This window comes from Paenibacillus thiaminolyticus, from assembly GCF_003591545.1.
Classification (GTDB): Bacteria; Bacillota; Bacilli; order Paenibacillales; family Paenibacillaceae; genus Paenibacillus_B; species Paenibacillus_B thiaminolyticus_A.
In genome coordinates, this window is record NZ_QYZD01000008.1 from 75,155 (window position 1) to 91,463 (window position 16,309).

Consider the following 16,309-nt stretch of genomic DNA (forward strand, 5'->3'; position numbering starts at 1 on the left):
CCGGCCTTAATGAACACGTATTTTATGTGAGAGGATGCTATATTTATGCAGCGAAAAGTGAACTGGCTCATGGTGCTGTTCAGCTTGATCGGGGGCGCCGCCGGCTGGGCGGCCGGGGAGTGGCTGCTTGGCCGCCTGCTTGGCCAATGGCCGGATATCGTGGTAAGCGGGCTCTACTTCGGCGTTATCGCCCTATTCATCGGCCTGGCCTGCCTGACGGCCGAGATGATCTCGCCCCGGCTGAATGGCCAATCGTGGCGGCAGCGGTATGCGGGCACATCATGGCTGGTGCTCGTGCCCGCGACGCTCGTCATGCTGTTCATCGCGGGACTGGCGCTTGAAGCGGCGTACCAGATCGAGGCGGGCGGCGTAAAGACGGTCAAAAATATCGTGCTCGTGATCGACAATTCGGGCAGCATGGAGCAGACGGATCCGGACCAGGATCGCTATGAAGCGGCCAAACGGATGATCGAAGAGATGGATCGGGACAAGCGGGTAGCTGTGTTTGTATTTAACGACAGCGTGGACCTGCTTCAGCCTTTCGTGCAAGTGAAGGAACAGGCTGTCAAGGATGAGCTGTTCGCCAAGATCGATGCACTCCAGCCGACACAGGGCGGTACGGATATCGGCCTGTCTCTATCCGAAGCGATGAAGCATATCAAGGACAACCAGGATGATTCGTACGGCACGATGGTCGTGCTGCTGTCGGACGGCTTCAGCGAAGTGAATACGAATGAAGCGCTCGCCGATTATAAGGCGCAGCATATTGCCGTTCACACGATCGGCCTCAGTCTGGTCGAGGCGGAAGGGGCGGGTCTGCTGCGCCGGATCGCGGACGAGACCGGCGGCCAATACTACGATGTGTCCAAAGCGAACGAGCTGTCGTTCGTCTTCGAGAAGATTTACAGCAGCATCGGCGATCGGACATTGGTGACGGAGCGTTCCGGGCCGGTTCGGGACAGCGGCTATTATATGGCGCTGCATATCATTGCCCTTATGCTGATTGGCACTGCGCTTGGCTTGTCGCTCGGCCTGGTGTTCGACAACCGCTATCTTGCAAAGAGCTTCGCCATCGGCGGCGCGGCGGCGGGGCTGCTTGCCGGTCTCCTGCTGGAGGCCGGCTTGTCCGGACGCCCGCTTACGGACGGAGTTGTGCGCCTGGGCGCCGATCTGGTGCTGGCGGGCGTCATCGCGCTGTTCTCGCTGGTCGTGCCTGTACAGGAGAGCCAGCGGCAGCGGGAAGGCCGCGGGCGGAGAGGACCGGCGGGCAGTGAAGGCAGCAGCCTGTCCGGACAGCAGCCCGATCGGAGCAGCCGCGGATTCTAGTGTGGGGAGGCCATGACAGATGCATTATACGGAAGCGGGTCCGGAGACGCCGGTCATCCGCGGACTGACACATCATATTGACGAGGCGCGGTGTACGCTGCGCTGGCTGTGGCCCGATACGATCCAGGCTGTCTATGTCCACAAGGCGGCTGCGGATCGCCCGGCGGCCGAGCGTCCGCCGGCATCGGAGCTGAAGCTGTACACGAGAGACGAGTACAAAGCCAACAACGGCTTCCATGACAGGATTGAAGGGATCGGGCGGCTCGTCTATACCGTCTACGCCTGTCTGCTGCAGGAGGACGGGCAGCCGCAGCTTGTCATCCAGCCGGATGGCGGGAACCGGATCGCACTGAGTACCGGCCGGGCGAGAATCTATTACTCGATCCGCTATAAAGGCGGCTGGTTCAAAAAATTCAAAGCGGCGCAAATCCAGGTGACGGCAGAGGTGCCGCTGCCTGCGGATGTGCTGTGTTATGTGAAGAAGCACGGCGGCTCTCCCGCCAGCAAAGACGACGGAACGGTGTACCCGTTCGTCGAGCCGTTCGCCCCGGGCCGGAATGTGCTGCCGGAGATCGAGATCGGGAAGGACGATTATATTCGGCTCTTCTTCACCGACGGCCGCCAATACGGCCAGCTATACGAGCTGATACCGGAATGAGGAGGGGAAGACATTGGGGATTTTTGATTTTCTGAAGCGCAAGCCGCAGCAGGCGTCACGGCCGCTGTTCTATGATATCGTATGCCCATTCTGCTTCAGCAAATTCTCGCCGGAGGAGGTCGTGTTCCGCGCGGCGCACCACCGCGAGGACGACGAGAATTATGCGCTGCAGGAGGATGAGAAGCTGAACAAATACCGGGACCGCTTCGGCCTCGATACCGTCTATGATATGGAGGCGGTTATCGATCCGCGCGATATTCCCGAAGAGCATCATCTGTATTCCGATCATGTGCTTATCGGGCTGAATGACCGTTATGGCGTCGTCACGCGCAGAAGGCTGTGCCCGCACTGCCATAATGAGCTGCCGGTGACGGCAGGGAAGGTGCCGAGCAATATTATTTCGATTATCGGGGCCTCCCAGGTCGGGAAATCGGTCTACATGACCGCGCTGATTCATACGCTCCAGCATACGACGGCCGATCATTTCGATGCCGCCTGCATGCCGCTCAATGCGGAGATAAGCCGCAAGTTCCGCACGATGTATGAGGAGCCGCTGTTCGAACGCGGCGATCTGCTCGCGTCGACACAGAAGGAGAAGATGCAGGAGCCGTTCATCTTTCAATTCGTCTTCAAGGATGAGACGAAGCCGCCGCTCACGCTGGTGTTTTTTGATGTCGCGGGGGAAGGTATGGTCGATCAGGATTATCTTGGCCTGCACGGCCAGCATATCAAAAATTCGGCCGGCATCCTGTTCATGATCGATCCGCTGCAAATTCGATCGATTCGGGAAAAAATCCGCATGCAATACGGCGGAGCTTCCGACGAATGGGTGCCGCAATATGACGAGCCGCGCGATGTCGTGCTGACGCTGTTCGGCGACTTCATCGCCTACCAGGATAAGAACAAGACCGACATCCCGACGGCGGTCGTGCTGACGAAAAGCGACATGCTGCAGGCGTTGAAGGATGAGGATGGCGACTATATCAAGTCGAATAGCAATATTTTTCACAATATGGTTCATCGCAAATATCTCGATCTGACGGAATTCCATAATATCGACGGCGAGATCCGGCGCTTTATCGAGAAGGTGGATCGTCCGTTCAAAGGAACGATGGATGTCTATTTCTCCAATACGGCCTACTTCGCCGTGTCGGCATTGGGCAGCAACCCGGTCAATCAGAAGCTGCAGGGGGTCGTCAGTCCGCTTCGGGTGGATGAGCCGTTCATCTGGCTGTTGCATGAATTGAACTATATCGAGGGGAGAGAGCAGCATTGACATCGAACAGATCCTCTCGCATCCAGCAGCAAATGTATACGCGGGAGCGGCGCGGGATATTCCGCCCCAATGAAGGCTTCGACACGATCGCGGCCTCCGGCGCCCTTGATACCGGATTTATCAAAAAAGTGCTGCATCCGTTCTGCGTCTATGACGCTCCGGCGGAGCTGGCGGCACGCGGCGAGAAGGACGAAGCGCGCTATCCGCAAGCGCTGCACCTGTTCCACGCCGATATGGGGCAGCTCGTCCTGGGCCGCAGCATCTATCAGGCGGCCGATTTCACGGGCCTGCGCAGCGCCTTCTTCACCCACAACTTCATCGTGCCTGCCGAACGGGCGGCCGATGCGGTGAAGGACTACCCATCGCTGCTGAACGCGGACTTCGCCAGCAGCTATGACATCGAGCAGGGCACGGAGCTGCCCGAGCTGGAGAAGATTCCCGCTGCGGCGGAAGCGCGCCGACCGGCTTCGCCGACCGCCCTTCTCGCCAGCCTCGGCATCGACGAGAAGATGTTCAAGCAGCTGTTGTTCGCCGTCATGTCGTCCGTTGTCACGAGACGCAAAGTGTTCGTGGCGCTCGATGTCGCGGTGGAGGAATTGTCGGAGACCGCCTTGCAGCTGGTCGGCGTGCTGTACGGCAGCCTGCCGTATGCGTACCGCCGCGCGCTCGGCTTCCTGACGTTCTCGAAGGAGCCGCAGAGCCGGAAGGGCATTCATCTGACGTTCGTCGAGCAAGGGAGCTTGCGCCCGAATGATCGCAACATCGATAAGGACTATACCTTCGATCTGGTGTCCAAGCGGGTGACGAATGTCGATATCGATCTGGGAAAGCAGCCCTACTTGAGCTTCGCCTGGAGCAATCTGGAGCAGCCGGAGCGGGCGGAAGCCTTCTATGTCTTCCACGAGCAGATGCTGGAGGGCATGGACTCGCAGCGGCACACCGCGATCGTCAGCTGCCACGAGCTGGCTGTATTGTTCCAGATCGAGGAAGGCAGCGATTCTTTCTATACGCAGAACCGGGTCGGCTCGCTGCGTTCGATGCTCGATTATTTGGCGCCGGAAGGGGCTATCCAGTCGAAGCATCGGCTGGCGGAGCTGTTCTGCGGATGCTTCCAGCGCGAGTATGAGCTCGTCAAGCAGGGAGACACGCCCGATCCGGCTATCGTGAAGTGCTTCATGGAATACGAATCGCTTGCCGGGGCGGCGCTGGGCAGCGATCTGATCGGATATTTGATCCGGAGCTTGTATGAAGCCAGTGAGTCGAAGGGCCGCGAGCGAATGGAAGCCTATTATGCGCTCATCGAGGGCAGCGACAACGTCAGCAAGCCTTTCTTCGACACGTTGCTGCGGGGCGGCAAGACGGTAGAGCTTTTCTTCCCGTATATGCGGCAGAAATTCCAGGAGATCGTCCGGGCCGAGGATCTCGTGAAGCTGGCTCATCATTGGTCCAGCCAGCACCCGGTTCTGCTGAGCAAGTCCGAGTTCACCGAGTTGGCCGCCGGACAGCTTGCCGAGAAGCTGCGGCATGATGTGGATCCGGTGTCCGCCGTGAACGCGGTGCTGGATATGGCCGATCGCCTGCTCGCAGAGGAGGGGCGGCCTGCCAGCGAAGACATGCTGCTCTTTATGGAGCAGCTGTCTTATGCGGCGAATGTGTTTCTGCTGACGGAGCTGAATCTGGAGCAGACGCGCCAGGAAGCGTTCCTCCAGATCGGATTCCTGGCGCATCCGGGCGAGGTGAGGGAATGGGCCGGCCGCTATCCGCCTCAGGTGCAGTCCACGGCGAATGTTATGCTGTCTGCATACCGCTGGTTCCACGACGCCGAGCCGGATGAATCGATCTTCGACGGCTTATCGCCTGCCGAGCTGGATCGGCTGCAGCAGCTTGGACGACGCTGGATGCAGAAGGATCTGGGGCCGTCCTGCTTCGGCCGGCTGGTGCTGGCGTTCTGCCGGGATGCCGATAGAGGCTTGATCGAATACGGGGCGCTGCTTCATTATTTGCATCAGCATGCGCCAGACAAGGAGACGGTCTATCAGTTCATGAACTGGTCCGAGAAGCAGCGCTTTTTCTCGCGAGGAAGGAAGCTCGAGCCAGGATATGCTGCGGCGGTGGTCGCTTATTTCAAAAAATACGACCAGGACGCGTTCAAAAACCGGACGAATCGCAAGCTCTATTTCGAGCAGGCGGGCGCGCCGCTTCAGGCTGTCTACGTTAAGGCCCGCAGCGAGCTGTCGCCGCCCATCGTCAGATGGCTGCGGCGCAACCGGAAAGCGATGGTATGGTTCGTGGCCATTCTCCTGGTCATCGGCGGCATTGGCGGAGGCTTGGCGGCCTCCGGCATCTTCGACAGCGGCAAGCCTGCGGTGGCGGACAACAACGCAGCCGATCCGGCGCCGGCGACGCAGAAGCCGGCAGAGAAGCTGGAGCCGCAAGTCTATGCGCGGCAGAACGAGGATTTCGTGGACGGCGAATTGAAGCCGACGACAGAGCTTGTATTCGAGTTCGGGACGGAGGCGGAATGCGCCGCATTCCAGGCGGGAACAATTACGGTGAAGCTGGAGGGCGGCACCGAGCACACATATACGAATCGATCCGTGCAGCATCTCTGTTCTTCGGGAGCCGCTTCGGGGGCGGGTACGGAAGGAACGCCGCCGGGCACCTCTTCCGGAGCGGGAACCGGCTCCGCGGGAACGACGGATGCAGGCGGTGCCGATTCTACTTCGACAAGCGCCGAGCAGCAGGATCAGAATGACGGCGGCAACACGCAATCAGGCGATTTTCCTGATAACAAGGCAGGATCGACAGAGGGCGGGGACAGCGCGCAGCCGGATGAGACGGCGGGAGACAAGCCTTCAGAAGACAAGCCTTCGGGAGAGACCTCTTCAGGAGACACCCCACTGGGAGAAGCGGCGCCACCAGCCGGGGGCGCAGATGGCAGCGCGGGCACGGATTCTGTCCAGCCGGCCCGGCAGCGAAGCTATCAAGCGGTTGTTTCTTTAGGTGAAGAAATCGAGATTGGAAAAATAAGTGAAGTACTTGTGAATCAGAAGATAGTCGAATATATTGAGAAATAGAGGCTGACACTCAGCCTCTATTTTTTGTCAGTGCGCAGCGGATGATAGAGGAGGCTGAGAGCCATGCGCTGGATACCGGCACGCTGGAGCCGCAAATGGATTCGATGGGAGCTGTGGCATGCGCTCGTGCTGACGCTTGGATTGTGGAGCGTCCGCTATGTGGCGGCGGGAGCGGAGCCGGCATGGGATACCGCGTTGCGTATGGCGGTGGCTGCCGTGGCGATCGCGACGGTCCTCAACGTGTCCGGTTGGCTGGGCGGGCGCTGGATCTGGCTGCTGGGCAGCATCGGCGCGACAGTCGGCCTGGCGGCGATGTTCATCGTCACTCTTGATCGGGGGCATGGCGGATGGGAGGACCTGATTGGCGTCCTCACATTTCTGTATTTACTCGCTATCGGTTATGGTTGCGGAGTACTTGTCGAGATGGCCTTGGCGATCTATCATTGGATTCAGCGCCGACGAGATGTTAAATCATAGAAGTGGAAAAACAATTATAATAGAAATGGAAAAACAATAGAAATTGGAGAAACCATAGAAAGATAAAAAGATACTTGCTAGAGAGTAGACTCGAAGAAACATAGATTGCTAGGTTATTAGGGGGATGTCGCATCAGAGCCGAACATATTTGAACGTTGTCTCAAAATTGCGGGCGTCTCTTTGCTGCTCGTCGCTCTGCTTTCGGGATTGTAGTTCGTTCTGTTTCCCGGCAACTCCTGGATTACGACGTGGCAGCATAATATTCAAGCCGGCGGATTCAGCTATGTGGCGCCATTTTCCTTCGCCCATCATTGGAAAGCATTGTACTCGATGATCGAGAGTCCGATTGTGACGCCGCGCTTGGCGATGATCGACGACTCGGTGATGGCGTTCGTCACGAACCTGTCGAACCCGTTCCCGCTGTATGGACATCTTGCTCGGCATCGTTGTCATCGGCCTGACTCTGCTGGCTCTCGTCACAGGATATCGATCGCGAGCGGTACAATCTCTCGCCGTCTATCCGGTGTTCGCGCTTCTGCTGCATATTGTCGTCGGCTTCGGCTTGGCGGCATTCCAATATGATATGTATCTGTATGCCGGACACTATTTATTTGCCTTGTTCCTGTTAAGCGCTTGGGGGGTTCACCGCTGCGGCGGGAGTGCGCGCCAGATACTGACCGGGGTCATCATCGCCTGTGCGGTGCTAACCATGATCCACAATATAGTTGGCCATGCGGCCGCGTTGGACACGATTCAGCAAGTCTATATTCAGATCGGCTCGGCTTCGCTTCGATCGTAGCGGCGCGAATGTGAACGTAGGCCGCTTGCAACAGATTGAATAGAAAGAAAGTGATTGTTGCCATGAAAATAATAATGCGGAATCGATATTATCGAATATCGCCTATGACGGGCATCTCTCTTTTGCTGCTGGCCAAGCTGGCCTTGCTTCGCCTTTTCTTCTTCGGCAAAATTACGGCCCTGGGGATGCTCAGCGACGCTTTGTCCTTGCTCGTTATTATGAGCTTGCTGGAGCTGGCCCTGCCGCGCCGGGGGAAGCGGCAGGGCTATTGGGCGATCAACGCCGTCTTTTCGCTGATGCTGTTCGCCGCCACCTTGTACCGGATTCATTTCAATACGGTGCCGACCTATACGGCGCTTAGCGGATTGGGCCAAGTACCGCAAATCAGAGGCAGCATTACGGTCTTGATTCAGCCGTATCATTTTCTCTTTTTTGCGGATATGGCGATCGTGACCGGGATTGGAACGCTTCGCTGGTTCAATCGGGCTTCCGTGCGAGAGATCGCGGTATCGGACCAGGACCGGCCGCGGACCGGCACGCTGCGGGGCAAAATCGCGACTGCGCTCGCGCTCGTCATCAGCGTGGGGGTCTCTCTGCAGTTCATTGTCGATGGCAGCCGCATCGATAATGAGCTGGTGCAGGCAGAGCGTCTTGGCTTCCTGAATTACCAGGTCGCATCGGCAATTAAGAGCAAGCGGGAGAATGATCTGATCGCCCAGGGCAACCTGCAGGACACAATTCGGCGGGTGAACGAGCTGCAGGCGACATATCCTTACCGCATGGAAGAAAAGAAGGGCGCGAAGCCCGCTCATTTCGGCGAGGCGAAAGGCATGAACGTCATTGTCGTGCAGATGGAGGCCTTTCAAAATTTCCCGATTCACTTGAAGCTTGGCGATCAAGAGGTGACGCCGGTCTTGAACCGGCTGGCGGAAGAAGGCTATTATTTCCCTTATGTGTATCAGCAGATTGGCCAGGGCAATACATCGGATGCGGAATTCATGTCCAATACATCGATCTATCCGACCGGTACAGTCGCGATGTCGACGGGCTTCGGGGACAGGGAGCTGCCCAGCCTGCCGCGCCTGCTGAAAAAGTCTCAGTATCAATCGGCAACGTTCCATGTCAATGATGTTCATTTCTGGAGCCGCCACCTGTTGTATCCCGGCGTCGGTTTTGATCGTTATTTCGACCGGCCTTATTACGAAAATGATCATTTCAATGATTTCGGCGCTTCGGATGAAGAATTATACCGCGTCGGCAGTGAGAAGCTGGCGGAGATGGCCGGAACCGGCGAGCCGTTCTATGCCCAGTTCGTGACGACGTCCAGCCACGCCCCGTTCGTCGTGCCGCCGGATCGCCGCCGGTTGAAGCTGCCTGCAGAGATGGAGGATACGCAGCTTGGGCATTATTTGACGGCGATCCATTATACGGATTATGCGCTGGGCCGTTTCATCGACCAGCTCAAAGCTGAAGGTGTATGGGACAACACGGTGCTTGTCGCCTATGGGGATCATTCCGGCGTCAATCCGGCGGAGACCGACGGGAAGGACATTACCGCCCAGTTGGGCATTCCTTATGATAATAAGGTAAGCCGCTTCAATATCCCGCTCATTATTCACGTACCTGGGCAGAAGGGCGGCAAGACGGTGGAGCTTACCGGGGGGCAGGTCGATATGATGCCGACGTTGGCCAATTTGCTTGGCATCTCTCTGAAAGAGCAGCAGTTCACTTCGTTCGGGCGGGATCTGCTGAACACGGACAACAATGTCATCGGCATGCGCTATTATTTACCGACCGGATCATTTTTTACGAACGAAATTTTGTTCGTTCCGGGAACGGGCTTCGAAGATGGCGAGGCGATCTCGCTCAAGACGCTGGAGCCGGTGCTTGATCTTGAGCCGTACCGCCGCGATTATGAATATATTTTATCGTTGATGAAGCTGTCGGATGAGTATGTCCAGCTGCTGCCCAAGCGGTAACGGCCGGGCGGGCCGCTCCAGTCCCCGCTCGGGGGCGGCAGCGCGAGCGGGTGGATCCGTGGCCGGTTTACTGCTTTTCATATGAAGCCTTCTGTTGTACGCTAGAAAGGAAGATAGGGCATACGCCTCGCGGAGGCTCGCTTCCGGCGCTTGGCCATGATGGCATAGGTCCGCAGGGCCTGCCTGCCGCAGGCTGTGGTCTGCCGGGGCGGGAGCCGCTTCGTCCGGCGCTGCCGAATTCACTACCTGATCAGGGAAAAGGAGATAATCGACAATGGCTCACTATGCGGCTTTATTGGAAATGAAGGATGGCTCCAAAAATCAAACGTACCGCCAGGCGCATTTGGATTATTTGGACAAGCTGAAGGAGCAGGGCAAGGTGTTCGCTAAGGGCGCCTTCGGCGACGGATCTGGCGGCATGGTCATTTATGTGGCGGATTCCATGGAAGAAGCGCGCCAACTGGCTGAGAACGATCCGTATATCGTGGAAGGGGTTCGGCATCTGAACCTTCGCGAGTGGAAAATATAGAATGGAGGGTAGGGGGCGGCTGTCGCCCCCATCCCGTTCAGGAGGCGGTGACATGAATCACCAATCAGAGACGGGAAGCGGCGGCCAGCTGCCGGAGGACGAGGCGCTTGATGAGCTTGTTCTTGGCAAGCTAGACGATGTGCTGCTGCTGGATCGCACGAACGATTGGACGGAGCCGGATCCGCTCTATCCGTTCGCACTGGATGAGCTGTTGTGCAGACAGACCGGCCGCGGCGGCCCGCCGCTCTGCCATCTGTGGCGCCATCCGCGGGCCTTCATCCTCGGGCAGCGTGACAGCCGGCTGCCCCAAGCCGCCGAGGCGCTGCGCTGGCTGGAGTCGCTCGGCTATGCGACGGCAGTGCGCAATACCGGCGGCGCGGCGGTGCCGCTCGATTTCGGCGTGGTCAATCTGTCGCTCATCCTGCCGAAGCAGGAGGGGGGCGACAAGCATTTCCACGGCGATTTCGAGCGGATGTACCGCTTGATTCGGCGCGCGCTGCAGCATACCGGCTGCCGCGTCGACAAAGGCGAGGTCGAGGGCGCCTACTGCCCTGGCGACTTCGACCTCAGTATAGGCGGCCGCAAATTTTGCGGCATCGCCCAGCGCCGGCAGGCGAACGCCTTCATCGTGCAGGCGTTCGTCATCGCCGGTGGCTCCGGCCGCGACAGCGCCGGGCTCGTGCGCGAATTCTACGCGCGGGCAACCGCCGGCGGCACGGAGCGGGATTATCCGCGCGTGACGGAGGAGAGCACGGCCAGCCTCGAGGAAGCGGCCGGGCTTGGCCGCTTCCTCGAGGCCGATGCCGCAGAGGCCTTCACCGCGGCCGTGAAGCGGGTCATCCGCGAGCGGCAGACGGAGCAGGGAATCGCGGCCGCGGCGGCGAAGCTGCATCTGCCGGAGCCGGATGAGGTGCGCGCGGCTGCAGCCGAACTGCGCCGCCGGTACGGGGTACAGGACAACTAAACCACGTGAACAAGGGACGGGATGCTTGCATCCCGTCCTTTATTTTCGATCGGAAATCTCGTGAATGATCCAAAAAAGGGAATCTCCAACCGGACCTATAGCTTCGTGGCGGCCATAGGGAAGTTGGCTGTTCGCGGCATTGACCGCAGGGAAGGCTGGCTCGATTCGTTCCTCTATACATCGGTTGCCCCTGGCTCCTGGAACATGCACCCGGAAAGCCAGTGTGCCAGCGACCCGTTCCGGCTGTTGCCGGAGGTGCGACTTGGCAGCACACACCCTGCTACAATTGAATAATATGATGAACGGTGCAATCCGGATGGCGGTGCAGCTGCCCGCGGTACTCGACCTGACCGATATCGCAGCCGGGACCGATGATGACATCGTTCCCGCGGACGATGCGTGCTGTCGTATGCTCCAACTCTATATGATCGCCTTCGATGAGGTCGGCGCTCATGCGCGCATCCGGCGTCAGGTGGAACAGGCCGGGAAGGAAGCCAAGCAGATTGCCGAGTCCGCTGCTGCGGCGGATCTTGATCTTGTCGCCTCCAATCTCGCGGGCATGGCAAGGCCACTGAAGACGAAGGTCCAGGCTGCCCGCATTGAGCAGGCCTTCGACTTGGAGCGAACCGTTGGCGGTAATGGATTCGAATTCGCAATCTCCCTGCACTGTCGCAGAGCCTTTCAAGTTGAGCCGATCCCCTTGCAGATTACGGCCGATGTTCGCCATCCCGCCAATATTGGCCTCCCCGGCTCGCAAGTAGCCGCGAATCTCGCCCTGCCCTTGAATAGAGAGCTTGTTCACGTTCACGTTTCCGTTCACTTCGGAGGTTCCCCGAATTTTCATTTCGCCGGCCTTCACGCTGCCTTCGATATGGGCGGATCCCGCGCAGCTGAATACACGGCAGTCCACATCTCCGTGCACGGAGCCGTCTCCCATAATGCTTACTTTGTCATATGCTCCTCCGCCCGCGCGTGAGGAGCCCATAATTTTCAGATCGCGCCGCTGTTCCATGTTGATATCGATTCCTCCTTATTCGGGCTTGACGGTGCCGCATGGAACCAATCCCAGACAGCCCCTATCCCGTTCATTACAGCTTTCTATGGCTGTTCACTTGCGCCTCTTCATGCAACTGTATGGATTGCCGGTATTCGACTTGATCGATCTGGCAACCGGGGCCGATGCTGACATGATTGCCACGCACGACGCGGGCACGGGTATATTCCAGATCGACGATATCTCCTTCGATCGTGTCCGCCTCTAACTGAGGACGGTTGATGAACGAGGAGAACAGCTTGTTGAAGATCGATAACGCAGCGCCTTGTCGAACCTGAATCCGCTCACAGCCAATTTCTCGGGCACGGCAACCGCCGGCCATCTTGACATCGATCGTGCCTGCGTTGAGCAGTCCGCCAATATGGAAGGCGCCTCGGGAAATGAAGCGCTCGGCCTGACAATCGTAAGCGACCGTGACGGTGCCGTTCAACTCAATTGCATCGCCGTACCAATGACCATCCAGCCGGGCCGTCCCGTCGATGCGGCTATGATCCGATTGGAGGTTGCCCTTGAGCGTAAGCATCCCCCGAACCTCGGTCGTGTCTGCCTCCAAGTTGCCCGTAACTTTGCCTTTTCCGTTGGAGACGAAGGACGAGCAGAAAAGATCTCCATCGATATTGCCGACACCATCTATCCGAACGCGCTGGTACGTGCCGCCGGACGAGCTTCCAAGACCCGAAATAATAATATCTCCTTGTGCTTGAGACATAAGTGGTTCCTCCCGTTACGTAAGTTGGGCTTTCAATTCTTCGAGGCAGCTGGAGAGCGACAGTCGGGTCACGACTTTCGTGCCGCTGTCGACGCAGATTTCTTCCGGGCTGGAGACGAGCAGAAGCGTACTAATACCCATCTTGCGGACCAGTATCAGATCGCAATCCTTCCCTTCGAACTTGCCGTACTGATCGCGCAGCAGTTGAAGCAGCATCATGCCTTCCTCCAGGCTCATATCGCCGGATTGCAGCAGCCGATCGAGCACGTAAATATGCAGCAGCTTCTCAAATGAGAAGGCTTCGGCATCGCCCATTTGCTCGGTATATACCTGAAGCGCCATCGACGACACGATGCCGCGACCGACGATCTCGGACTTGCTGAATGCAGTGCTAGCGACATTGGGTGAGAACATGTCCGCTAATTCATCGAGCGACAGATCCTCTTTCATATTGATGATTTTATCGATGCGCTCCCATATTTTCTCTCTCGGAAAATAAGTCTCTTGCCCGGTGTGGGTTGACTTCCGGATAAACCATGCTTCCGGTATCAGATTTTTGCGCTTCCACCGGTATAGCTGCCCATAAGAGATGCCGGTCAGATCGAGCAATTCTTTTTTTGAAATTAATTGTTCGTCCATGCCAAGCGGAAGCCTCCTTCATGTTATTGGCGTAACATTGTTACGTTAGTATCGTAACATTGTTTCTCTTGAATCGCAAACCTGATGTTGATCTGCCTCGGAGAGGGGGGAGCTTCAAGGAAAAATTGTCGGACGCGGTTGACACTTCTTCTTATTTCTTCGTTATTCATCGGAATTCTTCCGTATGCTTGTTTTCTGTAAAAATGGTTACGAAAATAGAAACTTTTTGTAATCTTTTGCGTCTAAGACTATGTTCAATACGATGGTGAGAATTCAATATAGGCACAAATGATTACGATGGGTGAGGAGAAAACACAGAAATGAAATCTTGGAAAAAGCTATTTGTAACTTGCTTGGCAGCAATTCAGCTTATTACACTCGTTCCCGTCATGGTCGCTGCAGAAGGAGACCGCAGCGCGGCAAGCGGAACGGAGGCAGCTGTCGAAACTCAACAGCAAGGCGACGTTACAGGTGAAGAGCCGGACGGAGATGGAAGCGCGGACAACCCGGATGGGGCTAATCCGGACGAAGCTAACTCGGACGAAGCTAACTCGGACGCGGCCACGCCGGATACGGTTATCCCGGATCCAACAGCCAGTACAGCCGGCAAGGATGAGCTCATCCTGATGGCGAACAGCAATGTGATGTATCATAACGGCGTTAAATATACTTCCCCACAGCCGATTACCGTCAAAAAGGGCGTTTCTTACATAGCTCTCCGCTCCTTGGTGGATCGGTTCGGATTGCAGACCCGATTCGATAATAAGACAAAGGAAACGATCATTACGAACGGAGACAAAGAGCTGCGCTATAAGGCCGGCAGCGATCAATACCGGGTGAATGGTTCTCCGACGAAGATGAGCGGGGAAGCCTATATTGTCAAAAACACGTTCATGGTCCCGGTAACCTCCGCACTGCAGGCATTCGGCTATCCATATACATGGGACAGCAAGAACAAGCGGATCGTGATTCAGTTGAGCACGCAACCGGTTGCCAAGTTCAGCGTAAATGAAGAGGAAATTTTCGCGACGCAGACCCGCGTGACAGTCAAGAACGAATCCACGAGTCCAACCGGGTTGAAGATCGTCGATGAGCAGTGGGAAGGGCTCCAGGAGTATTATGATGCGCCCGGCGTCTACACTATCACGCTTCGTGTTGTCGACGAGCGCGGTAACATAAGCGAACCTTACTCTGTCAATATTACGGTTCAGCCGGCGAAGGAGCCGCCGGAAGCGAACTTCCAGACGCCTAAGACCACCTACAAGATGGGGGAATACATCCGTTACGAAGACATGAGCACCGACAAAGAGGATTCCATCACGGAACGGGTATGGACCAACAACGAGCCGGCTTTTTTTCAACCGGGTCCCCAGACAATCACGCTTAAGGTTACAAATAAGTTCGGGCTGACGGATGAGTATTCCCATACCATAATGATCTCGGATGAAACACTGTACTCTTTCGATGAATTCAACCTGCTCTACACGGGATACGGCGAAGTGTTCCCGCTTGGCGGACAATCCGTACTGGGCATGAAGCTGCTCCAGCCGGAAGTGAAGGAAGAGAATCGGACATTGTACCGCACGAATTCTCCGGAGACCGTGCTTGAGGAAGGAATCGTCTACAAAGATCGCGTCGCAGGCGGCGCGCGTATTTTCCTGCATCACAAGAATGGAACGGACAAGAGGATGCAGCTCTACGTGCTTGCGAAGAATGTGTCCGACCGTCCGGCGACCGTCTATGTGGAACATTACGGCCAAGCCGGCCCGAACCCGTATCCGCAGCAGACCGGGAAGCTCGCGTCGGTTCGATATATGGAATCGTTCGAGCAGGAAGGTGAACTCAATAAGCTCGTGCTGCAGCCGAACGAGACTCGGGTGCTGATACCGGAATTGAATGAACGCCCGATGAGACCGGATGACATTTATACGATGTATGCCGATTTCTTCGGCGACAATACGTTGGAATATTCGGTCGTCGCCTTGGATGCTTCGAAGGATATTATGAAAGAACTGAACAAACTGAAGGAGCTTGAGCCTGACGGCAAGCATATCAGAGGCACGTTCAACAAAGCGGATCGCGTCTTCACGATTGGGGAGCGGGTAGGGGAAGAGGCATCCCGTCTCGTATTCGCCGACAAAACTAATGACTCGTATATTGAAGGTTCGGATATGATGACATACGAGGACCAGGTGAATGCCGGCAACTACGGCGTATTGTACCGCGTCAAGCTGGAGAATGTGGCGCCGCATACACTGATCGCCTTCAACTCCCGCGGCGGCTCCTACTCTGGCGGCTTGTTTGTGAACGGACAAACCCTGCAGACGCCGAATCAGGGAAGATTAAGCAGTACTAGCGAAGCCAGTGTCGTCTACCGGACTGGAGCTTACGAGGAAACGGTGGAAATTCTGTTCACGCCGGCTGCGGGCAGCAATATGCCGGTTAATCTGCTCTTCATCCCATTGCCAAAAGAAAAGCCAGCTGAATAAGCCATCATTCTAGTTTATCAATACAAACGAAAGAGAGGGTACCGTCGCGGTGCCCTCTTTTTTGGCGCGACTGGATTGAACATACATTTGCTCCTATGACCAATATCCCGCCGCCGCAGAACTCTCGATCTCGATTAACGTTCCTAGCTGACTCCTTATAACCGATATCCCCGCCCCTCAGGGGTCCCGGCTGATATTCCTAGCCAACTCCTTATAGCTGATATCCCCGTCCCTCAGGAGTTCCGGCTGATGTTGCTAGCTGACTCCTTATAACCGATATCCCCGTCCCTCATGAGCCTCGACTGATGTTCCAAGCTGACTCCTTATAGCCAA

The 16,309-nt window shown here is 56.8% G+C and carries 14 protein-coding genes; 11 read left to right on the top strand and 3 right to left on the bottom strand.

Annotated features, from left to right (window positions below; genetic code table 11):
• Positions 1-45: 45 nt before the first annotated feature.
• From DQX05_RS11225 to DQX05_RS30280, 10 genes are all read left to right on the top strand, one after another.
• Positions 46-1,326, top strand: coding sequence for a vWA domain-containing protein (locus tag DQX05_RS11225; RefSeq protein ID WP_119793568.1), 1,281 nt, complete (start codon positions 46-48; stop codon positions 1,324-1,326).
• 19 nt (positions 1,327-1,345) lie between these two features.
• Positions 1,346-1,984, top strand: coding sequence for a beta-mannanase (locus DQX05_RS11230; RefSeq protein WP_119793570.1), 639 nt, complete (start codon positions 1,346-1,348; stop codon positions 1,982-1,984).
• Between the two features lie 13 nt (positions 1,985-1,997).
• On the top strand, positions 1,998-3,260 hold the full coding sequence (locus tag DQX05_RS11235) for a TRAFAC clade GTPase domain-containing protein (protein WP_119793572.1): 1,263 nt from the start codon (positions 1,998-2,000) through the stop codon (positions 3,258-3,260).
• Positions 3,257-6,337: a GAP1-N2 domain-containing protein gene (locus tag DQX05_RS11240; protein WP_259391918.1), complete on the top strand. Its 3,081-nt coding sequence runs from the start codon at positions 3,257-3,259 to the stop codon at positions 6,335-6,337. The genes DQX05_RS11235 and DQX05_RS11240 overlap by 4 nt, the downstream gene beginning before the upstream one ends.
• 63 nt (positions 6,338-6,400) lie before the next feature.
• The gene (locus tag DQX05_RS11245; RefSeq protein ID WP_119793573.1) at positions 6,401-6,814 is read left to right on the top strand and encodes a hypothetical protein; all 414 of its coding nucleotides are present in this window, start codon (positions 6,401-6,403) and stop codon (positions 6,812-6,814) included.
• 433 nt (positions 6,815-7,247) lie between these two features.
• Positions 7,248-7,613: a DUF6080 domain-containing protein gene (locus DQX05_RS31940; RefSeq protein ID WP_182914710.1), complete on the top strand. Its 366-nt coding sequence runs from the start codon at positions 7,248-7,250 to the stop codon at positions 7,611-7,613.
• Between the two features lie 62 nt (positions 7,614-7,675).
• Positions 7,676-9,592, top strand: a complete 1,917-nt coding sequence (locus DQX05_RS11255; RefSeq protein ID WP_259391919.1) for an LTA synthase family protein — start codon at positions 7,676-7,678, stop codon at positions 9,590-9,592.
• Between the two features lie 274 nt (positions 9,593-9,866).
• Entirely contained in the window at positions 9,867-10,121 is a 255-nt protein-coding gene (locus DQX05_RS11260) for a YciI family protein (protein WP_119793577.1), read from the top strand.
• 52 nt (positions 10,122-10,173) lie between these two features.
• Complete coding sequence (locus DQX05_RS11265; protein ID WP_259391920.1) at positions 10,174-11,085, top strand: lipoate--protein ligase family protein; 912 nt, start codon at positions 10,174-10,176, stop codon at positions 11,083-11,085.
• Between the two features lie 60 nt (positions 11,086-11,145).
• On the top strand, positions 11,146-11,379 hold the full coding sequence (locus tag DQX05_RS30280; protein ID WP_147385179.1) for a hypothetical protein: 234 nt from the start codon (positions 11,146-11,148) through the stop codon (positions 11,377-11,379).
• Here the strand turns inward: DQX05_RS30280 and DQX05_RS11270 are convergent.
• The 3 genes from DQX05_RS11270 to DQX05_RS11280 form a co-directional block, all read right to left on the bottom strand.
• Positions 11,366-12,097, bottom strand: coding sequence for a polymer-forming cytoskeletal protein (locus DQX05_RS11270; RefSeq protein WP_119793578.1), 732 nt, complete (start codon positions 12,095-12,097; stop codon positions 11,366-11,368). The genes DQX05_RS30280 and DQX05_RS11270 overlap by 14 nt on opposite strands.
• A gap of 76 nt (positions 12,098-12,173) precedes the next feature.
• Entirely contained in the window at positions 12,174-12,848 is a 675-nt protein-coding gene (locus DQX05_RS11275) for a bactofilin family protein (RefSeq protein WP_119793580.1), read from the bottom strand.
• A 15-nt stretch (positions 12,849-12,863) separates the two neighbouring features.
• A complete protein-coding gene (locus DQX05_RS11280) occupies positions 12,864-13,487 on the bottom strand; it encodes a YhbD family protein (protein WP_119793582.1) in 624 nt (207 codons plus the stop codon).
• Positions 13,488-13,807: 320 nt separating this feature from the next.
• Between DQX05_RS11280 and DQX05_RS11285 the strand changes: the two genes are divergently transcribed.
• On the top strand, positions 13,808-15,976 hold the full coding sequence (locus DQX05_RS11285) for a stalk domain-containing protein (RefSeq protein ID WP_119793584.1): 2,169 nt from the start codon (positions 13,808-13,810) through the stop codon (positions 15,974-15,976).
• Positions 15,977-16,309 lie beyond the last annotated feature (333 nt).